The following is an 18,571-nucleotide window of genomic DNA, read 5'->3' as shown; positions in this document are numbered from 1 at the left end:
ATGGCCGATTCGATCACCCCGTCCGATCCCTGGCAGGCCCTGCGCCGGTTCACCGCCGCCCGCATCGCGCTCGGGCATACCGGCATCAGCCAGCCGACGAGCGCCCAGCTCGACTTCCAGCTGGCCCATGCCAGGGCGCGCGACGCCGTGCACCAGGCCCTCGACGCGGCAAGCCTGGCGCCCTCGCTGGCGGCGGCCTGGCCGGGATCTCCACCCCTGCTGCTGCACAGCGCGGCGGAGAACCGCAACGTCTACCTGCAGCGGCCCGATCTCGGGCGCAGGCTGGATGCGCCCTCGCGCGCCCTGCTCGCGGCCCCGCACGGCGGCGAAGGTCGACATGACCTGGCGATCGTCGTCGCCGACGGGCTGTCCGCGCTCGCCGTCGCCCGCAACGCCCCGCCCTTCCTGCAGGCGCTGCATGCCCGGCTGGCGGCCGAGGCCTGGACGCCGGCGCCGCTGTCCATCGTCGAGCAAGGCCGCGTGGCGGTCGGCGACGAGGTCGGGGAGCTGCTCGGCGCGCAACTCGTCGTCGTCCTGATCGGCGAGCGGCCCGGCCTGAGTTCGCCCGACAGCATGGGCCTGTATCTGACCTGGGCGCCGCGCGTGGGCCTGACCGACGAACGCCGTAACTGCATCTCGAACGTCAGGCCGGCTGGACTGGGCGTCGAGGAGGCGGCGGACAAACTGCACTACCTGCTGGCGCAGGCCCGCGCGCGCCGGTTGAGCGGCGTCGGCCTCAAGGACGAGACGGACGAAGCCGCCACCCTGGCGCAAGGCGGCACAGGCGCCTTCCTGCTTTAGCCGGCCCTGGCGGCACCGTACACGACGGTGTGCGTCGCGGCGGGGTCGTGCCGGCTGGCCAATCCGGCGAGCGCGGCGGCGATCTTTGCCGCACCGCGTGCGGAAGGCTCGATCGGCGACGAGCCGGCGTAGTCGCCCGGGTCGTCGCAGACAAGACGCAGGTCGAGCACCGGCAGGCCGCGCCGCACCGCCTCGCGCAGGATGACGTCGTTGAACGGCGCCAGCGCCGTGCGCAGGCCAGGCGCCAGCCCGGGCACGCCATCGTAGATCGTCGCCACGGCGGTCGGCGTGGCGCGCGCCAGCACCAGGTCGAGCATGCGCCGGTAGTCGCGTGCGAACGCGGCCTGCCAGGCCGCAAGCAGCTCGGCTGCCTCGAGCACCGTGCGAACCGGACCATGCATGGCGCCGACCAGGCCCAGTACGTCGTTGCCGCCGCAGCTGACCATCAGCCAGGTCGGGGGCGCCGGCAGTTTCGCCAGGCGCGCCAGTTGGGCCGGCATATCGGCCAGCACGTCGCCGTCGCGTGCCAGCAGGGTCGCCTTCCCGCCCGCACCCAGGCGCGCCTGCAATTGCGCCAGCACCTCGGTCCCGACGGGCACGTAGGGAGCGTTATCGAAGATCGAATCGCCCAGCAATACAATATGTTCCAAAATCGGCACTCGCTTTCTCGATGGGTTGCAAACCATTCCACAGCGCCTGGCAGCACCGGGCAGATCTCATGGAAACCCAGGATAGCAGCCGCTGCGACAGGTAGCGTCGCCCGGGATGCGGGGCGATCGCTCCCGGGCGACGGGTTCACGCGCAGGCCGCCGCGCCGAAACCGGTCAGCCAGCTTGCGCCCTCCTACACAGGATGCAGCACATAGAAATTGTCGTCGGCGATTTCAAAGAACAATTCCCCATCAGGGGACACGGCGCCCGGTGCGGGCGACCACAAGGTAACGGCGGCGGCGGCCTCCTCCACCACCTTTGCGAGCGCGGGCTCGGCGGCCATTGCGGCGGCCAGTTCACCGCGCGTGACACCCGGCATGAACAGCGGGGCCAGCGCCAGCTTGTCACCGAGCCCCCCGGCCGCCCATTCCCTGAGCCGGCTGTTGACGAGATGCTGAAGCTGCCGCACGTCCGGGTGATGGCGCGCGTCGCTCGTGCTCAACTGGATCATCGCGGGCTGGTAATGAAACGTGAGGCGGCAGGCCAGGTAGTCGTCCTGTCGCAGTGCGCCGGCGGCGGCGTTCTGGAGTGCGAGCTGCGGCGTCGGGCTGGCGTAGACCGCATGGCGCCGCGATGGCTGACCGTCCGGGCGCGCATATTCCCACAGGTTGTCGACCAGGTAGGGGATGACGCTCGGCAGGCGGCGTCCCGGGTTGCGCCGCAGTTCCTTGCCGGCTTCGAAAGTGGCACGGGGTATCGCTCGGTAAATGGACATCTTGTTCCTTATCCTTGAAGTGAAGGCAGCGTACACCGAAGCGGCAAGCGCACACAATCGCACCCCGGCACCTGTGCGACGCAACTTGTCGCACGGAACTGGAAAATGGCGTCCATCACCAGGAGAAACCGATGACCGTACGCCAGCGTAAAAGCCCCGCCAGCCGCGCCAACCCGGCCAGCCGCCCCGACAATATTGCCCAACTCTGGATGCTGCGCATTCTCGTTCCGCTCGGCGGGCACAAACTCTTCCTCGCCCGCGGCGGTTTCGCCGACGACGCCGTGGCGCGCGCGCTCGGCCTCGGCGCCTGGCTGGACGACGAGCTGCGCGACTTCGATGCCGCCCTCATTCGCACCGAATTGCGCGACCTGCACCGCGCGGCCGAGGCCTGCAGCGCCGACCTCGCGCCGCCCCCTGCCCTGCGCGCGAACATGGCGCGCCTGGCAGGACTCGCCGGCCTGTCCGAGACCGACTGCCGGGTCGTCGAATTCGCCGCCATGCTGCACCAGGACCGCGTGCTCGACGACTGCGCCGACACGCTCGGCAACCTGAACTCGGGCAAACTGGCCGACCTGCTGGCGCAATTGCTGGGCCTGGAAGCTGCGGCCGTACGCGCCTCGCTCGGCCCGCACGGGGTGCTGGCGCGTTCGGGCCTGCTGTCGGTCGACCGCGGCAATAACGGCTACCTGCGGGGCAAGCTCGACCTGCTTTCCAGCAGCTTCGCCGACCATATCCTCGCCAGCGAAACCGATCCCCTGGCGCTCCTGCGCGAAACCATCTCCCCGAGCGCCCCGGCCCGGCTCGTGCTCGCCGACTATGCCCACATCGGTGAAGCACTGGCGATCCTGCGGCCCTATCTCGAGCAGGCCACCGCAACAGCCCAGGTTGGCGTGAACATCTTCCTGCACGGCGCTCCGGGCACCGGCAAGAGCGAACTGGCGCGCGCGCTGGCGGCGGAACTCGGCTGCGAACTGTTCGACGTCGCCAGCGAGGACGCCGACGGCGACCCCGTGACGGGCGAGCGCCGCCTGCGTGCCTACCGCGCGGCGCAGAGCTTCTTTTGCCAGCGCAGGGCACTGATCGTGTTCGACGAAGTGGAAGACGTGTTCGCCGACGGCGACGGCATGTCCGGCCGTAAAAGCACGGCACAGCGCCGCAAGGCCTGGATCAACCGCACGCTCGAACAAAACAAGGTCCCGACCTTCTGGCTGTCGAATACGGTCGGCGGCATCGATCCCGCCTTCATGCGCCGCTTCGACCTGGTGGTCGAACTCCCGGTGCCGCCGCGCGCCCAGCGCGAGCGCATCCTGCGGGATGCATGCGGCGACCTGCTCGGCGACGATGCCGTCCGCCGGATTGCCGAATCGGACGCCCTGGCGCCCGCGGTCGTCAGCCGGGTCGCCTCGGTCGTGCGCCGCATCGAAGACCGGCTCACTCCCGGCGCCGCGCCGCGCGCGCTGGCCTGGCTGATCGACCAGTCGCTCGAAGCGCAGGGCCTGCCCTTGCGCACGCACGACGCCAGCCGCCTGCCGGCCGGCTACGACGCGGCCCTGCTGAACGCCGATACCGACCTGCCCCTGCTTGCCGAGGGACTGGCATCGACCCGCTCCGGCCGCCTTTGCCTGTACGGCCGCCCGGGCACGGGCAAGACCGCCTATGGACGCTGGCTGGCCGAGCGCCTCGGCATGCCGCTGCTGCTGTACAGCGCGTCGGACCTGATGTCGAAGTGGGTCGGCGAAAGCGAACAGAATATCGCGGCCGCTTTCCGCCGCGCCGAACGCGAAAACGCGGTGCTGCTGATCGACGAGGTCGACAGCTTCCTGCAGGACCGCACCCAGGCACGCCAGCCATGGGAGCTCAGCATGGTCAACGAAATGCTGACGCGGATGGAATCGTTTTCGGGCGTGTTCGTCGCCTCGACCAACCTGATGGAAGGACTCGATCCCGCCGCACTGCGCCGCTTCGACCTGAAAATCCGCTTCGATTACCTGTTGCCCGACCAGGCCGCAGCCCTGCTGGAGCGTTTTTGCATGCATCTCGGGCTGGCGGCGCCCGGTGCGGCCGACCTGTGGCAGCTGCACGCCCTGCGGACCCTGGCCCCGGGCGATTTCGCCACCGTGGCAAGGCAGCACCGCTTCCGGCCGGTGGCCTCGCCGGCGGCCTTTGTCCTGGCGCTCCAGAACGAATGCGCGGTGAAGGAAAAGAGCGGACCGGCAATCGGATTTCTCGCTTGAGCAATCCGGAAACATTGCATGCGAGCGGCAAGGAATCGAAGGCTGACTGTCTTATTGCAGCCACGGCCGGCTGGATTTACTTTCTGTCCCTGAAGAGGCAGAATGCGTTTTCGCACAAAAGTTCCGCACGGAAACAAACTAGATGAAGACGCCGGTTGGCTCGTCCACCGTCCCACATGATTCCTTACGAAAAAAACCGAATGCCCATCGCACGACAATTTAATGAACGCGCCCTGGAGATCTGGCGCGCGTTCCATACCGCGCCGACCTTGATGCCTGCACACTACCCCGACGGGCATTTCGTGGAAAAAATGCGACTCCTGATGTTGGGAATCAACCCGGCCTATAACGCGGCGAAACTCCAGGCGCGCATCATGGCGCTCGGGTTCGACCTTACGGTGGACGACGTGTACGGCTGGCATCCGGAGACCGGCGCGCCGCATGCAGCCCGCTTGCTGGAAACCGAGCAGGATGCCTTTAACAACCATCAGGTCTTCTTTGGCCCCCAGCGCTGCTTTGCCGAGGCGGTCGGCTGCCTCGATTCGTACAGCCACCTGGACCTGCTCCATGGCCGTCACACGAACATGAACGAGTACCTGCAGTCCTTGAACGAGCCCGGTACCCCTCGCCTGTTCCGCCAGGCCCAGATCGACCTGACCGGGGAAACGATCCGCCGCATCCGGCCGCAGGTCGTGGTCGTGGCAAACGCCACCGCTTCGCGGCTGGCGCTGGAATATATGGGGCTGCAGCCGGCCGACGATTCCGGTACCCGGTTCACGCTCGCCGGCCTGCCGGAGACCCGCTTTTTCCTGGCAGGCATGCTGTCCGGCCAACGTGCGATGGATACGTTCTCGCGGATCCGGCTGGAAACCGACGTCAAGCACTATCTCGCCACGCTGACGTAAGCGGGACCGTCTTGTCGACATTGCACTGGTTCACGCACTCGGGGCAAAAACCATGATGGATGCCGCACGCGATGGACTTGTGCTGCGTCGGCCGGCCGGATTTCACGCCTCCCTCGACAGGGTCCATCCTTCTCATTCGACGCTGCTCGAGGCTCCAGCGGCACTGCGTGCGGAAGTCGATCGTGATCGCCTGCCAGGGATAAGTTCGATCTGGGATCTGTTCGCCAAAACCCGGCGGGTTGTCTACCGGCGCGATAACTACTGACGCATGCAATGGTATCGGCGGCGGATGCCCGGGCTCCGCCGCCGCCCTCACCCCCCGATATCCCGGAACGGATCCAGCGCCAGGTCGATCATCCGCCGCTCCCGCACCACGATCTCCGCCACCGCCGTCATCCCGTAGCGCAGCGGATACCGGGTCTCCCCCACCCGGTACTCGACCTGGTCGAGCGAGACCCGCCCTTCGTACACCGGCTGCCTGGTGACGGGCGAGGGTTTCGTCGCCGGCGAAATGAATTGCAGCGTGCCCCGGATCAGCCCATAGCGCTGGTAGGGAAAGGCGTTGAATTTCATCTGCACCGCCTGGCCTTCGCGCAGGAAGCCCCGGTCGTGCTCGGCGATGTCGATCTTCAGGATCGGCCTGGCGTTGCGCGGCGCGATGCCGCCCAGCGGGGCGTTGGCCTGGATCTTGTCGCCGGGCTGGGTCGAGGTCACCTCGGTGATCACGCCGTCGACCGGGGCGACGATGCGCAGGAAATTTTCCTTGTCGATGTTCTCGAACTTGATGCGCGCCGCGGCGTCGGCGACCAGGCGCGCAGTCTGTACCTGCAGCCGCAGTTTGTCTTCGGCGTTGGCCACTTCGCGGTCGGCGGAGGCCGATTGCAGGCGCAGTTTTTCCAGCTGCTGGCCGCTGGTTTCCAGTTCGCTCCTGGCCTGGGTCGACTCGATGCTCTGCCGCGCCGCCAGCTCGCTCAATCGCGCCTGCGCCACGCTCAGCGCGTTTTCGGCCGCCGCCAGCGCGTTCTTCTTGCTCTCCACCTGCAGCTGCGAGACGCCGCCGCCGCCGGGCAAGGCGAACAGGCGGGCGAACTTGTCTGCCTCGATCCTGGCTGCGTCGCGTGCGCGGCGGGCGTCTTCGACATTCGTGCGCGCTTCCTGCTGCTGCGCACTCTGGCCTTGTGCCAGCCGGCTGGTGCCCTCCTGCAGCCGGCGCCGGTGCTGGCGCTCTTCGACTTCGGTCGCTTCGCGCAGGGCGGCGGCGTTGCGCTCCATCAGGGCTTTCTTTTCGGGGAATTCCTTCCACTCGCGTTCGGCGTCCTCGAGCTTCAGGCGCGCTTCGAGGGCGTTCCTGGCGGCCTCGATCGCGCCACGCGCATAGATCCGGGCCACGACGTCGCCCGCCTTCACCGGCTGGCCCTCGGCGATATAGATGTTGGAGAGCTCGCCGTCGATCGGGGCGTACAGGCGCCGCACTTCGGACGCGGGCGCGAGCGTGCCCGTCGCCGTCACCAGCACGTCGGCGTGGCCGAAGAAGGACCAGACCAGGCCCGCCACCACCAGCGCCACCATCGCGTAGACCAGCGCCTGGGTGAAGCGCCACGGGTCGGCGGTGAGGATCGAGATCCCTTCCGCGCTATGCTCTTCGAGCGCCTCGGACAGCGGGGTCAGGGACTGCGGCTTGATCCAGTCGCGCTTCATGGCTGCGTCCTCGCGAGTGCCAGCCGGCGGATGTCGCTGAGCGCGTCGGCGTAGGCGTCGCGGAAGGCCGGCACGTGGGCGGCGATGGTCTCGAAGGCGCGCTGGTGCGCTTCGTCCTGTTCCTCCCAGCCCTTGAGGATGCGTTCGATGCCGGCGCCGTCGCCGGGGTCGCGCACCGGCGCCCCTGCGCCGCCGCGCTGGGCGACGAAGGCTTCCAGCCCGGTTATCCAGTCCAGCTCGTCGAGCAGGGGCGCGAGCTCGGGGTTGTGGCGCGCATGGCGGCGCATGCCGGCGAGCTGCTGCCGCGCCTGCGCGAAGCGCCCCGCCTTGACCGACGCCATCCAGGACGGCAGGTTCGCCTTGAGCAGCGCCTCCGTGCCCAGCGCGCGCAAACGGCCATTCTCCGGATCGCCCGCGAGCGCTGCATCGGCGGCCGCTGCCGCCTGTGCATAGGCGCCGTCGGCCAGCAAGCCCTCCACCTCGCGCACGGGACGATTCAGGCCGAGCAGCGCCCAGGCCAGCAGGACGACGACTGCCAGTGCCGCCGCGGCCCAATAACGCAGGCGCCGCATCGACAGCGGCCCCTTGCCGCCCAGGGCCGCGTGCAGCCCGGACAGCATGGCCGCGGCCTTGCCCTGGGGCGGCGCCGTCGCATCCTCATGCGGCACGGAGGGGTCCGCCCCGGGCGCCTGCGGCGCGTCCGGCGCAGCCGGCACAGATGGCGCGGCGTCGACGCAGAAGATGTCGAGGAAGGAGTCGGCGGCGGCGACGAAGGTGGTGCGGTCGGCGTCGGCCACCGGAACGGCGCTGGCGGCGCCGATCCGCGTCAGCGTCGGGTCGCGCGCGACGGCTTCCCATGCGAGCACGATGCGGTAGACGAAGTGGCGCCCGCCGAAAGCGATCAGGTCGCCGTCGTGCAGCGCGACCGCATGTTCATCGAGGCGGGTGCCGTTCACAAAAGTGCCGTTGGTGCTGCCCAGGTCCTCCACATGCAGCGCGCCGCCCTTGAGGAAGATGTGGGCATGGCGGCGCGACAGGTAGTTCACCTGCGCGGGCTCGAGGTCCTTGTAGCGGGCGAAGGTCGCGTCGGCCTTGCTGATCATGAAGGGGAACTCGGTGACGACGATCGGCTGCAGGCTTGTCGCCGTGTCTTCCGGGACCAGGGTCAGGCTGGCGAGCCGCGTGTGCGGCGGCTGCAGCGAGGCATGGTCGAATTCGACGCGGTAAACGAGCGTCTTGCCGAGTCCGAGCAGGTCGCCACTCTTGAGTGTGGTGATCGCCTGCCGGACCGGCACGCCGTTGACGGTGCTGCCGTTCTTGCTGCCCAATTCGGCGAAATACACGGCGCCATGTTCGCAGAAGATGCGCGCGTGGCGGCGCGACAGGTCGGCCGCGAGCCCGGGCGGATAGGCGTCGAACGGGGCCTCGGTGCGGCCGATCGCGAACAGGTTCTCGTGGATGCGGATCGGTTCGAGGTCGGGGTGCGAGACCGGCACCAGCATGATCATCAGGCGGCCCGCCTGGCCGGTGCGTGGGGCGGCTGCCATCGCATCGAGCGCAGTCAAGGCCGGCTCCACTGCGCGTTCGACGGGCTACCGGGTGTGCCCGCGTTGCGCACCTCGGCCGCCGGCCAGCCTCCGCCCAGCGCCTTGTAGAGCGTCACGGTATCGGAGAGGATCTGCTGGTGGTTCGCGAGCAGCGCCAGCTGCGCCGCCAGCAGCGTGCGTTCGGCCTCGAACACTTCCAGCTGCGAGACCATGCCCTCCTTCAGCTGGGCTTCGACCTGGGCCGCGACGACGCCGAGCCGTTCGGCCTGCTGCTGGAGTTCGACCCGCTGGCGCCGGTGGGCGTCGAGGTTGACCAGCGCGTTCTCGACTTCCTCGAAGGCGGCCATGACGACGCGCCGGTATTCCCCTTCGGCGACGCCGGTGCGCGCTTCGCTGGTTTTCAGGCGCGCCTTGACGCTCGGGTCGAAGATCGGGAAGTTGATGCTGGGGAGCAGGCCGAAGGTGAAGGATTTCAGGAGCGATCCGAGCGCGAAGCTCGAGGTGCCGCCCCGTCCCGTCAGGCTGATCGAGGGCAGCTGGGCCAGTTTCGCCTGCCCCACCAGGTCGTAGGCCACCAGCACGCGGTATTCGGCGGCGACGACGTCGGGGCGGCGCTTGAGCAGCTGCGAGGGCAGGCCTTCGGGCACGGCCGGCAGCTGCACCCGCCCCTGCAGCGAGCCTGGCGGCACGGTGAATTCGCCGGCGGGGGTGCCGAGCAGGGTCGCGAGGGCGTTGCCGGCAAGCGCGCGCAGGCGCCCCAGTTCGATCAGATCCCGGCTCAACTGGTTGATTTCGGCGCGCTGCTGCAGCACCCGCGTTTTCGGCAGCAGGCCCTGCCCCTCCATCGCTTCGAAGGTGGCCAGGATGTTGCGGTTCTTGTCCAGGGTTTGCTGCTGCTGCCGGATCTGCTCGTCGAACTGCATGATCTGGAAATACGTCGTCGACACGTCCGACACCAGCGTCAGGTAGCCGGCGCGCCAGTCGGCCTCGGTCGCATTGAATTCGGCGCTCTGGGCCTCGACGCCCTTGGCCACGCGGCCCCAGACGTCGATGTCCCAATTGACCTGGGTGCCGAGGTTGAACTGCCTGGTGAACTTCTGGCCGGTGCTTTTCTCGAAGCTCGCGCCCGCGCCCGCATCGAGCGTCGGCAAGGCGCCGGCACGCGCTTCGCCGATTTCGGCGGCGGCCACGCGGATCCGTGCGGCGAGGATTTTCAGATCGAAGTTCTCCGCCACGGCGCGTTCGACCAGCCCGTCGAGATAGGGGTCGCGGAACTGCTTCCACCAGTCGGGCGCGATCATCTCGGCCGGGGCCATGGGCAAGCCCTTCTGGCTCGACCAGGCGGACTTGGCCGGGATCCCGGGGGTGGCATAGGGTTTCTGGCTGACGTCCGGGCAGCCGGACAACAGCATGGCCACGGCAGCGGCCAATGCGCCTCGCCCCAGGCGTCTTCGCTGGCTTGTCTGAAGGTTCATATCGACCTCGCCGCCCCTCACGCGTGGGCGCGCGCCTCCCATCCTTTCGAGTCGACGAAGACCTTGAACAGCCGTCCGTCGAGATGGCCGGCGCGGCACTCCTCCGCGATCAGGTCGAGCGCCCGCTCGGCCGGCACCGCCTCCTTGTAGGGGCGGTCGCGCGCGGTCAGCGCATCGTAGATGTCGCTGATCGTCAGGATCCGGGTCTGCAGGCAGATCTCGTCGCCGCGCAGGCCCATCGGGTAGCCCGACCCGTCCAGCTTCTCGTGGTGGCCGTGGGCGATGGTGGGCACTCCGGCCAGTTCGCGCGTCCACGGAATCAGGATCAGGAAGGAATAGGAATCGGCGACATGGGCCTCGATCTGGCGCCGTTCGTCCGGCGTCAGGCAGCCCTTGCCGATATTCAGGGCGCCGAACTCGTCGTCGCTGAGCAGGCGGAAGGCTGGGTCGCCGGTGCCGTGGCAGGCGTGCCCGCGGATCGCTTCCAGTTCGGCCAGCGGCTCGGTGTGCGAGATCGCCGGCTCGTTGGCGCGCACGATGGTTTCCAAAAAGGCGTCGAGCCGCGCGCCTTCCACCTCCAGTTCGGCTTCGATGCGCTCGACTTCGTGCCGTAGCGCCGTCGTGCCCAGTTCGCCCTCCAGCTGGCGCTGCGCCAGGGTGCGCCAGGCATGCCGTTCGAGGCAGGCGCCGGCATAGCGGAAGCGCTGTTCCAGCAGGCGCATGTCGGCGTGGTGCAGCTTCTTCTCCTTGCGCAGCACGTGTTCGCGCACGCCGACCTTCCCGAAGTCGTGCAGCAGGGCCGCGTAGCGGATCTCGCGCAGCTGGGCCGGCGTGAAGGCGGCGCGGCGCAGGCTCGCGTCGTCCGCGTGTTCGAGCGCCATGGCCAGCTTCTCGGCATAGCCGGCGACGCGGAACGAGTGGCCCGCGGTGACCGGGTCGCGTTCCTCGATCGCCTGCACCGAGGCGCAGACGAAGCCGTCCAGCAGGCCCTTGATGCTCGAGTACAGCTGGAAGTTCTTCAGCGCGACTGCGGTCTCGGCGCACACGCCGCTGAGGATTTCGAGGTCCGCTTCCAGGAAGGCATGCGGATCCGAGGAGGTGTCGACCTGGATCAGGCCGAGCACTTCGTCGCCCAGGATCAGCGGCACGCACATGACGGAGAGGATCGCCTGCGCCACGATCGACTCGTGCGCCGCATAGTGGCGGTCGGCCAGGGTGTCGACCGAGAGGATGGCGCGCCGGCGAACCAGCACCTGGTCGACGATGGTATGCGAGATCCGCACCTGGGCCGGGTCAAGGGCCGCCCCGCCGCGGCGCCGCGCGGCGACCGGCCGCGGCGGGTCGCCTTCGCGTTCGCACAGCATGATGAAGGCGCGCTCGGCCTGCGGGAACAGGTCGAAGATGAAGTTCATGATCTTTTCGATCAGCGTGGCCTGGTCGGTGACGGCGCCCAGCGCGATGCTCACCTGCGCCATCGCGTGCAGCTGGTGCACCGTCTTCTCCAACTCGCCGCGCCCGGCCTTGCCGGTGTCGACCACCGGCGCGAAGCGGGTGGCGTCGACCGAGCGCGTGATCACGGTGCTGGTGGTGCCCGCTGGCGGCAGCATCAGCGAATGGAAGACCAGCTGCGCCGAGGCCAGCGCCAGTTCGTCGCCGTCGCGCAGCGCATGCCAGGCGCCGGCCGCGAGCCGCTCGCCGCAGACGAAGGTGCCGTTACGCGAATGGAGGTCCTCGACAAAATAATTCGCACCGCGGCGCCGGATGCGGGCATGGCGCCGGCTGATGGTTGGCTCGGGAATGCAGATGTACTTGTCGTCGGCCAGCGCGTCCTGGCGGTCGCGCCCGAGCACCGCTTCGTCATGCAGGGGAAACACCGCGGGGCCGGGCGTTTGCGCGCCCAGCCATTCGATATAGGCGCTGACGGGATCGCTGGAGGCGGCGAATGCGGCGTTCGGTTCCATGCGCAGTCACCTGACGGTGATCGTGATTTTCCTGGACGTCACCGGCGGCGTATGGGGAACGTGGTTTTCGTCGCCCATTAACAATTGCAGCGTGTGCTTCCCGGGCGTCAGCTCGATCATCGTCTCCGTCTCGCCGGCGCCATAATGCAGGTGGTTGCGGTCGTTCGGGATCGGCTGCCCCGCCGGTGGGAGCTCCGTGTCGATCAGCAGGTGATGATGGCCCGTATTGGCGAAGGCGACGCCTTTCGGGGCCACGCCCATGTAGCGCAGGCCGAACCAGATACGGAAGGGCTTGCCGGCCGCGATCACCTGGCCATCCGTGGGCCAGCCGATATAGCAGTAGGCGTTCGCAGGTGCGTCCGTGGCGCGGGCCGCCATGCCTGTCAGCCCGGCCGTCAGGACCAGTACCGCGAACAATGTGCGCATGGTGTGCTCCCTTGGGCTAGCGAACCGTGACAGTGATCTTCTTCGACACCACGGGCGGCTTGTGCGGCACGTGGTTCATGTCCCCGAGCAGCAATTGCAAGGTGTGGGTGCCGGGCGGCAGCTCGATCCTGGCCTCGGTCTCGCCGGCGCCGAAATGCAGGTGGTTGCGGTCGTTGGGAATCGGTTCCGTCATCGACGGCAGTTCAGTGTCGATCAACAGGTGGTGATGGCCCGTATTCGGCAGCGCCGTCCCTTTCGGTGCGACGCCCATGTTGCGCAGTCCCATCCGTACCCAGAACTTGCCGCCGCTTATCACCGTGCCCTCATGTGGCCAGATGAAATAGACTTGGGCGCTGCGTGGATCGGCGGCCGGTTTCGCAGTGGTCTCCGCCGCAGGCAAGGCAGTGCCGGATCCTGCGGCAAACGACTGCAGGACTGCCGCCAACAGCGCGGCGAGGACCAGGGTGTGGCGCATGATGTATCACTCCAGCCGGGTTGGTACGGAGGCGCGCTTCTATACTGCTAAATCTGGCACACTCTCAGTCAGACCGCAAGTCAAATCCTATCAAACGCAGTCCGACCGAGGAGCCGCTCATGTGGCATAAGCCGTTGATGGTTTGCGTACTGGCCGGCCCCGCTCTCTCATGTTTTGCCCATGCGCAGGAGCGCGCGGCTGAAACGAGACCTTCCGGGATCGTTCCGCGAGCGAGTCCCGAACAGTTCGAACTCGCATTCTGGAACTCGGTGAAGGACAGCGTCCACCCTGCCGATTACGAGGCATATCTGAAGGCGTATCCGAAGGGACGCTTCGCGGCCCTGGCACAGGCCCGGATATCCCGGCTGCGCGCGCCGGCCCCGGCCGCGGCCGCCGCGCCGCCCCCGGCACAGGCGGCGCCGGCCAGGCCGGCGGCGCCCCCGCCAACGGCCGCGCCCGTCATCACGAAAGGCGGCGCGGAAATCAGGGATTGCCCATACTGCCCGGTCCTGGTCTCGCTCCCGCCCGCTTCCTACACGATGGGAAACAATGCCAGCGACCCAAGCGAGAAGCCGGCGCACCCGGTCGCAATCACTACGCCGTTTGCGATCGGCAAATACGAAGTGACCGTGCAACAATGGAATGCCTGCGTCAGCGGCGGTGGCTGCCCGAAGGTCGCGCAGCCGGCGAATACCGGCCCGGCCGCGCCCATGCGCGACCTCAGCTGGGACGACGCGCAGCAGTATGTCAAATGGCTGGCTGCCGCCACCGGCAAGCCCTACCGCCTGCCGTCCGAGGCCGAGTGGGAATACGCGGCCAGGGGCGGCACCGACACGCCCTATTGGTGGGGCGCGCAGATGGCGACCGGGAAAGCGAACTGCAAGGAGTGCGGCCCACCCTGGAGCAGCGATGCGCCGGCGAACGTGGGTAGCTTCGCCGCCAACCCCTGGGGCCTGCACGACACCAGCGGCAGTGTCTGGGAATGGGTGAGCGACTGCTGGCACAACAACTTCAAGGACGCGCCGGCGAATGGCAGGACATGGGAGGAGCCGAATTGCACGGTGCGCGTCATCCGCGGCGGATCGTGGCGCGAAGGCGCGCCCTACATGGTCGTCTCGACACGTTTCAAGTATGACGCCAGCGTGCGTCAACTGCAGAATGGTTTTCGGGTTGCACGCAGTCTCCGATAAAGCTGGCTAGCGCCCCTGGGACTTGATGGTGATGGGCAAAAACTCGACCCCGATCCTGCCGGCGCCGCCATGTGCACGGACCTGCTCGAGGTTGGCCGCAAGCTCCGCGAGGTAGTCCGCGCGTGGCTCCGACTCGCGCCGCAGCGTTGGGAAAAGCGGCTTCGGCGTCGTCAGCAGCACCACGACCAGTTCGGTCCCGGCCGACTTGCCGACGATCCAGTCGCCTGGCTTGCCAATCGTCTCGGCATGGTTCGGCGGCGCCTTGTTGTCGAGCGCGAGCGCATTCGGCAGCAGGTGGATGACCTTGCCGTCGGCCAGATAGGCATCGACGGTCACGAAGGATTCGGCGTTCGGGCTGGTGATATCGACCATCAGCGAATCGCCTTCGGCCAATACCGCGGCGGCACCGGCTTGCGCGCCCGCCAGGCGCAGCGCGCCCCCGGACTGCCGCGACGCAGTCCAGTGCGGGGCCAATGCCGAGATCACCGGGCAGCTGGCGGGGTCGATCTGGCGTACCGACAGGCTTACCGCGGCCACGCCAGGCAGCGCCGCCAGGGCATCCTTGATCCCGGCGGGGCCCGTAGCTTTCGACACGAAGCCCTGGACCTCGACCGTATCGCCGCGCGTCGCGGCAGCCAGGGCCGAGCACGGAATGCCAGCCAGCGCAGCGGCCAGGGCCGCCGGTGTCGGCGGCGGGCGTGCGGGCGCCTCCGGCTGCACTGCGGGGACGGCCGGCGCCGCTGCCGGCGAGGCCGCGGTTGCGGCCGGGGGACGCGCCTCCCTCCCGAGGGTGAGCCAGGCTGCCACCCCCAGCGCACCGAGTGCAAGCATGCCTGCGCCGGCAGCAGCCGCCACGCCGTAGCGCGACTTCACGCTGCCGGCGCTGAACTCGTCAAGGAAGCGCATTACCGTCGGCGTGCGCGCCTCGCGCTCGAGTGCAAGGCCACAGCGCAGAGCCTGCCATTGTGCCCGGCCCAGGCTCGCAGGGCGCTGGGGCTTCATGCCGGCGCCGCGCGCCTGCGCCGAGGACAGCCGGTTGAACGGATGATGCCCGGTCAGCAGTTCATAGGTGATGCAGGCCAGTGCATAGATGTCGTCGCGTGGATCGGGTTCGCGCTGCTCGAGCATCTCGGGGCTGGCGTAGGCCGGCGTCAGCGCGCCGAGGCTGCCCGGATCGAACACGGTGACGTCGACGTCTTCTTCGGTCTTCTGGAATACGCGCGCGATCCCGAAATCGATGACTTTCACGATGCCGGCGTCGGTCAGGATCACGTTACCGGGCTTGAAGTCGCAATGGACGAAGCCACGCCCATGCGCATACGCCAGCGCACTGCCCATGCCGGTGACGATGGGCAGCACATCCGCATACGGCATGCCGCTGAATCCCGGTGCCCGTAGCACCTGGCTCAGCGGCTTTCCCTGCAGGTATTCCATGGTGAGATAGACCATCGGCCCGTCGCGGTCGAAATCGTAGACAGACACGATGTTCGGATGGGCCAGCGCCTGTGCCTTCCTCGCTTCGCGCTGCAGGGCGATGAGCGACTTCGGATGGCCGCGGAACTGGACGTTGAGCACTTTGATGGCGATATACGGCTTGCGGTCGGAGGCCTCGAGCTTGCGCAGGTCGAGCGCCTTGTAGACGGTACCCATGCCGCCGAACCCGATGCACTCTTCGAGCACGAAACGGCCGTTCAGCGTTTCGCCGACGCCCTTCATCCGCTCGGGCTCAGCATCGTTCGGGGCTTCCCGTGCGGGCCCCGCTGCCGCCGGCGGGTCTTGCTCGGCAGCGTGTGCGCCGGGCTGGGTCTGGACGAAGGTATCGTCCCCGCCCAGGCGCTGGCGCGCTGCGATCAGCCCGCCGATGCGCTGCTGTACCTGGGTATAGACCTCGCTCGGGAGCGGCTTGCGCGCGTGTTCCTGGCTCAGGAGTTCGAGCAGGCGGGCGCCGCTTTCCGGAGCGCTTGCCAGCACCCGGTCGAGCTGTGCGAAAAACTCGGGCCGCTGCAAAGCACCACTCTGCAACTGATGAATCGCGTTAGCGAAACTGTCCATGATGTGATTGTCTGAATCAGAGGCCGCTAGCTTTGAGACTAGCATGAATTGGCAGACGATCAAGCCTTTGTGGCAGCGAATCGGAGCGCGTCGGGATCCGTGTAGGGCGGCACCCGACACCGGGCCGAAATCTGTTGGGTCGGACCGTGCTCGCGGCCTGCCGGAATTCATCCGGGCGCGCGCCCGGCCTCCTGATGCTCCCGAATAAAATCGTTTCGATTCAATGGCTTGCGCCAGATCTGCCGGCGCCGGAAGCACCTGGCACGCCTTTCGCTATATGTCCATTGAGCGCAAACCAAATGCCTCACTCCAAACCACTTACCACTTCAGGAGAATCACCATGAAAAGCTTGATCATCACCGACCTGGCCCGCACCGAACAACTCGACCGCAGCGCCATGGCGCAAGTCCGCGGCGGCTTCAAGATGGGCATGCCCGGCTATTCGTATGGCGACGTGAACTATGCCCCGAGCTTCGACTCGTCGATCACGGCGACCCAGAACCTGGCGCAGATGCAGGAAGTGGTGACCGCCACCGCCAACGGCTCGGCCTTCCTGGACGGCGTCAACGTCGACAGCCATGTTTCGCAGGACGGCAACAACAAGATCGTGCGTCGTTGAATACCACCTACACCATTCCCGCATACACATCCCAAGGAGCATTACCATGAAAACCCTGACCATCACCGACCTGGCCCGTACCGAACAACTCGACCGCAGCGCCATGGCGCATGTGCGCGGCGGCTTCAAGATGGGCACGCCCGGCTACAGCTACGGCGACCTCAACTACGCGCCCAGCGTCGATTCCTCGATCAGCGCCACCCAGAACCTGTTCCAGCAGCAGAGCGTGGCCACGCTGACGGCCAACGGCTCGGCCTTTGTCGGTGGCGTAAACGTGCACAGCGACGTCCACCAGGACGGCGAAAACAAGATCATCGGCTAAGGCAAGGGGAATATCATGTCTACCATCGCAGTCAGGGACCTCGCCCACGCCGGCGAACTGGACAGCCGTTCAATGGCACGCGTGCACGGCGGCAGCGCCTTCGGCAAGGATGTCAATGTGAACGTCAACGTCAACCAGCAGATCGGCCAGTTCCAGCAGATCGGTATCAACGTCCTCAACAATAACGGCGTGATCGGCGCCGGCTTCAAGGGACCGGACGTCGATGTGGCCGCCGCGCTGTGGGCCCGGAACACGGTCGAACTCTGACCGGGGCGCGCAGCATTTTGCACCCCCATCCCAGCAATGGGATGGGGGCCGTTAACATGCAAGTCAAGGAGATACCATGGCCAGCATCGTCATCAAGGATTTACCGGAAAGTACCGAACTCGACCGCCAGGCAATGCATGCGATCGCCGGCGGCGCACGCTTTCGCGCCAGCGGCGGCGTCCCACGGCCAGTCGTGCGCAAGATCCGCCTGTACGACCCGGCGCCCGGCGCCAGGCGGACCGGGGCAAGCCCGCCGGTGCGCTGAGCTCCTGCGCTGCACACCGAACCGTCCGGCCACAAGCCGGACGTTTTTTTTTGGCGCTGTTTGCGTTAAATGTGGAATCTTCTTGAACGGCTGAGGTCCGAGTGAGACTTCACCCGTGAGGAGCTTGGCATGCAAGCACGCAAGTTCGAGCACTTCCTGAAGAACCTGGCCGGGCTGACCCGGCGCCGGCACGAACGTTTGCCCGGCCTGTTGCTGCCAACGATCAAGCGCGCGGCTGGCGGCAGCCGTTTCGCGGGGTTGCCAGCCGTTACCTCGGCAACTATCCCGGCTGGCGCTGGGCGCTCGACGGCGCCCGCGTCAAGATGCCGGAGGCTTTGCTGCGGGTGGGAATCGGCATATTCCACACTTAATGCGAACAGCGCCTTTTTTTTCGTCCGTATCGCCACGCCACGGTGCCGGTTCGCAGCCAACACCGTGCAGGCACACTGTTGGCCGCGGTCCGGCAGTTTGCCTTGCATCGGCGCCGAAACCCTCCTTTGCGCCCTGGCCGTGTGCTGGCACGCCGCGTGCTCTAACAAGCTTGTGAGCAAGCAGAAAGCTCCCGACCTTTTCGAAACCAGCCACGCAAGGGGACCATCATGAACATGCACAAGCACATGGAAGCCATTTTCATCGTCACGCTCGTCGTCGTCAGCACCGCTACCTTCGCATTCGACAGCCTGCGGGAAGCCGAGACCTCGCAATCGGCTTCGGCCACCGCGGCACGCGAGGTTCGGACCGTCGTCGTCCGCGCGCCTGCGCCGGCGCAGCGTGCATGAGAACCGGGCGGCGGCGCCGCGCGCCGCCGCCTGCAATCGCCTCGGCCCGCAGCGGCCCTGGACGCAATATCGCGCTTGCAAAACGCCTGACATCGGCGCACGATGGCTTCGTATACTCGAGTCAAACCCG

At 67.4% G+C, this 18,571-nt stretch carries 19 protein-coding genes; 10 read left to right on the top strand and 9 right to left on the bottom strand.

Annotation, left to right across the window (positions count from 1 at the left end):
* The gene (eutC, locus tag LPB04_RS16440) at positions 1-801 is read left to right on the top strand and encodes an ethanolamine ammonia-lyase subunit EutC (protein ID WP_193685584.1); all 801 of its coding nucleotides are present in this window, start codon (positions 1-3) and stop codon (positions 799-801) included.
* On the opposite strand, the gene LPB04_RS16435 is transcribed toward eutC, so the two are convergent.
* Both LPB04_RS16435 and LPB04_RS16430 read right to left on the bottom strand, forming a co-directional pair.
* Positions 798-1,451, bottom strand: a complete 654-nt coding sequence (locus LPB04_RS16435) for an SGNH/GDSL hydrolase family protein (RefSeq protein ID WP_193685583.1) — start codon at positions 1,449-1,451, stop codon at positions 798-800. The two genes, eutC and LPB04_RS16435, sit on opposite strands and share 4 nt — an antisense overlap.
* Before the next feature lie 193 nt (positions 1,452-1,644).
* The gene (locus tag LPB04_RS16430) at positions 1,645-2,226 is read right to left on the bottom strand and encodes a hypothetical protein (RefSeq protein WP_193685582.1); all 582 of its coding nucleotides are present in this window, start codon (positions 2,224-2,226) and stop codon (positions 1,645-1,647) included.
* A gap of 131 nt (positions 2,227-2,357) precedes the next feature.
* Between LPB04_RS16430 and LPB04_RS16425 the strand changes: the two genes are divergently transcribed.
* The 3 genes from LPB04_RS16425 (at position 2,358) to LPB04_RS16415 (ending at position 5,630) form a co-directional block, all read left to right on the top strand.
* On the top strand, positions 2,358-4,460 hold the full coding sequence (locus tag LPB04_RS16425; RefSeq protein WP_193685581.1) for an AAA family ATPase: 2,103 nt from the start codon (positions 2,358-2,360) through the stop codon (positions 4,458-4,460).
* A gap of 176 nt (positions 4,461-4,636) precedes the next feature.
* A complete protein-coding gene (locus LPB04_RS16420) occupies positions 4,637-5,365 on the top strand; it encodes a hypothetical protein (protein ID WP_193685580.1) in 729 nt (242 codons plus the stop codon).
* 52 nt (positions 5,366-5,417) lie between these two features.
* Positions 5,418-5,630 carry a hypothetical protein gene (locus LPB04_RS16415; protein ID WP_193685579.1) on the top strand — a complete coding sequence of 71 codons (213 nt, stop codon included), beginning with the start codon at positions 5,418-5,420 and terminating at the stop codon, positions 5,628-5,630.
* A 47-nt stretch (positions 5,631-5,677) separates the two neighbouring features.
* On the opposite strand, the gene LPB04_RS16410 is transcribed toward LPB04_RS16415, so the two are convergent.
* Genes LPB04_RS16410 through LPB04_RS16385 form a run of 6 tightly spaced genes read right to left on the bottom strand, consistent with a single transcriptional unit; the run spans position 5,678 to position 12,947 of the window.
* Positions 5,678-7,063: an HlyD family efflux transporter periplasmic adaptor subunit gene (locus tag LPB04_RS16410; RefSeq protein WP_193685578.1), complete on the bottom strand. Its 1,386-nt coding sequence runs from the start codon at positions 7,061-7,063 to the stop codon at positions 5,678-5,680.
* Entirely contained in the window at positions 7,060-8,628 is a 1,569-nt protein-coding gene (locus tag LPB04_RS16405; protein WP_193685577.1) for an FHA domain-containing protein, read from the bottom strand. Before LPB04_RS16405 ends, LPB04_RS16410 begins: the two co-directional genes overlap by 4 nt.
* Complete coding sequence (locus tag LPB04_RS16400) at positions 8,625-10,085, bottom strand: efflux transporter outer membrane subunit (RefSeq protein WP_193685576.1); 1,461 nt, start codon at positions 10,083-10,085, stop codon at positions 8,625-8,627. The genes LPB04_RS16405 and LPB04_RS16400 overlap by 4 nt, the downstream gene beginning before the upstream one ends.
* Positions 10,086-10,102: 17 nt before the next feature.
* The gene (locus LPB04_RS16395; RefSeq protein WP_227496444.1) at positions 10,103-12,046 is read right to left on the bottom strand and encodes an HD domain-containing phosphohydrolase; all 1,944 of its coding nucleotides are present in this window, start codon (positions 12,044-12,046) and stop codon (positions 10,103-10,105) included.
* A gap of 6 nt (positions 12,047-12,052) precedes the next feature.
* Positions 12,053-12,472 carry a DUF4399 domain-containing protein gene (locus LPB04_RS16390; protein WP_193685575.1) on the bottom strand — a complete coding sequence of 140 codons (420 nt, stop codon included), beginning with the start codon at positions 12,470-12,472 and terminating at the stop codon, positions 12,053-12,055.
* A gap of 16 nt (positions 12,473-12,488) precedes the next feature.
* Complete coding sequence (locus LPB04_RS16385) at positions 12,489-12,947, bottom strand: DUF4399 domain-containing protein (RefSeq protein WP_193685574.1); 459 nt, start codon at positions 12,945-12,947, stop codon at positions 12,489-12,491.
* 269 nt (positions 12,948-13,216) lie between these two features.
* Between LPB04_RS16385 and LPB04_RS16380 the strand changes: the two genes are divergently transcribed.
* Positions 13,217-14,137, top strand: a complete 921-nt coding sequence (locus tag LPB04_RS16380) for a formylglycine-generating enzyme family protein (RefSeq protein WP_307727202.1) — start codon at positions 13,217-13,219, stop codon at positions 14,135-14,137.
* Positions 14,138-14,143: 6 nt separating this feature from the next.
* Here LPB04_RS16380 and LPB04_RS16375 read toward each other — a convergent pair whose 3' ends face one another.
* Positions 14,144-16,189 (bottom strand): serine/threonine protein kinase, encoded by a 2,046-nt coding sequence (locus LPB04_RS16375; protein WP_193685572.1) that lies wholly within the window; start codon positions 16,187-16,189, stop codon positions 14,144-14,146.
* Positions 16,190-16,529: 340 nt separating this feature from the next.
* On the opposite strand from LPB04_RS16375, the gene LPB04_RS16370 reads away from it, so the two are divergent.
* From LPB04_RS16370 to LPB04_RS16350, 5 genes are all read left to right on the top strand, one after another.
* Positions 16,530-16,808, top strand: a complete 279-nt coding sequence (locus tag LPB04_RS16370) for a hypothetical protein (protein WP_193685571.1) — start codon at positions 16,530-16,532, stop codon at positions 16,806-16,808.
* Positions 16,809-16,854: 46 nt separating this feature from the next.
* On the top strand, positions 16,855-17,130 hold the full coding sequence (locus tag LPB04_RS16365) for a hypothetical protein (RefSeq protein WP_193685570.1): 276 nt from the start codon (positions 16,855-16,857) through the stop codon (positions 17,128-17,130).
* 15 nt (positions 17,131-17,145) lie between these two features.
* Entirely contained in the window at positions 17,146-17,397 is a 252-nt protein-coding gene (locus tag LPB04_RS16360; protein ID WP_193685569.1) for a hypothetical protein, read from the top strand.
* 76 nt (positions 17,398-17,473) lie between these two features.
* Positions 17,474-17,662, top strand: coding sequence for a hypothetical protein (locus LPB04_RS16355; protein ID WP_193685568.1), 189 nt, complete (start codon positions 17,474-17,476; stop codon positions 17,660-17,662).
* Between the two features lie 599 nt (positions 17,663-18,261).
* Positions 18,262-18,441 carry a hypothetical protein gene (locus LPB04_RS16350; protein ID WP_193685567.1) on the top strand — a complete coding sequence of 60 codons (180 nt, stop codon included), beginning with the start codon at positions 18,262-18,264 and terminating at the stop codon, positions 18,439-18,441.
* Positions 18,442-18,571: the final 130 nt, after the last annotated feature.

It is taken from the genome of Massilia litorea (genome assembly GCF_015101885.1).
Lineage (GTDB): Bacteria > Pseudomonadota > Gammaproteobacteria > Burkholderiales > Burkholderiaceae_D > Telluria > Telluria litorea.
This window is presented reverse-complemented; position numbering and strand designations above follow the sequence as displayed.

Bases quoted from the DNA above. Each gene is read 5' to 3' on its own strand.
- LPB04_RS16355 (WP_193685568.1), top strand. From the start codon at position 17,474: ATGGCCAGCATCGTCATCAAGGATTTACCGGAAAGTACCGAACTCGAC.
- LPB04_RS16350 (WP_193685567.1), top strand. From the start codon at position 18,262: ATGAACATGCACAAGCACATGGAAGCCATTTTCATCGTCACGCTCGTC.
- LPB04_RS16395 (WP_227496444.1), bottom strand. From the start codon at position 12,046: ATGGAACCGAACGCCGCATTCGCCGCCTCCAGCGATCCCGTCAGCGCC.
- LPB04_RS16410 (WP_193685578.1), bottom strand. From the start codon at position 7,063: ATGAAGCGCGACTGGATCAAGCCGCAGTCCCTGACCCCGCTGTCCGAG.
- LPB04_RS16420 (WP_193685580.1), top strand. From the start codon at position 4,637: ATGATTCCTTACGAAAAAAACCGAATGCCCATCGCACGACAATTTAAT.
- LPB04_RS16400 (WP_193685576.1), bottom strand. From the start codon at position 10,085: ATGAACCTTCAGACAAGCCAGCGAAGACGCCTGGGGCGAGGCGCATTG.
- LPB04_RS16425 (WP_193685581.1), top strand. From the start codon at position 2,358: ATGACCGTACGCCAGCGTAAAAGCCCCGCCAGCCGCGCCAACCCGGCC.
- LPB04_RS16365 (WP_193685570.1), top strand. From the start codon at position 16,855: ATGAAAACCCTGACCATCACCGACCTGGCCCGTACCGAACAACTCGAC.
- LPB04_RS16430 (WP_193685582.1), bottom strand. From the start codon at position 2,226: ATGTCCATTTACCGAGCGATACCCCGTGCCACTTTCGAAGCCGGCAAG.
- LPB04_RS16385 (WP_193685574.1), bottom strand. From the start codon at position 12,947: ATGCGCCACACCCTGGTCCTCGCCGCGCTGTTGGCGGCAGTCCTGCAG.
- eutC (WP_193685584.1), top strand. From the start codon at position 1: ATGGCCGATTCGATCACCCCGTCCGATCCCTGGCAGGCCCTGCGCCGG.
- LPB04_RS16390 (WP_193685575.1), bottom strand. From the start codon at position 12,472: ATGCGCACATTGTTCGCGGTACTGGTCCTGACGGCCGGGCTGACAGGC.
- LPB04_RS16370 (WP_193685571.1), top strand. From the start codon at position 16,530: ATGAAAAGCTTGATCATCACCGACCTGGCCCGCACCGAACAACTCGAC.
- LPB04_RS16360 (WP_193685569.1), top strand. From the start codon at position 17,146: ATGTCTACCATCGCAGTCAGGGACCTCGCCCACGCCGGCGAACTGGAC.
- LPB04_RS16415 (WP_193685579.1), top strand. From the start codon at position 5,418: ATGATGGATGCCGCACGCGATGGACTTGTGCTGCGTCGGCCGGCCGGA.
- LPB04_RS16375 (WP_193685572.1), bottom strand. From the start codon at position 16,189: ATGGACAGTTTCGCTAACGCGATTCATCAGTTGCAGAGTGGTGCTTTG.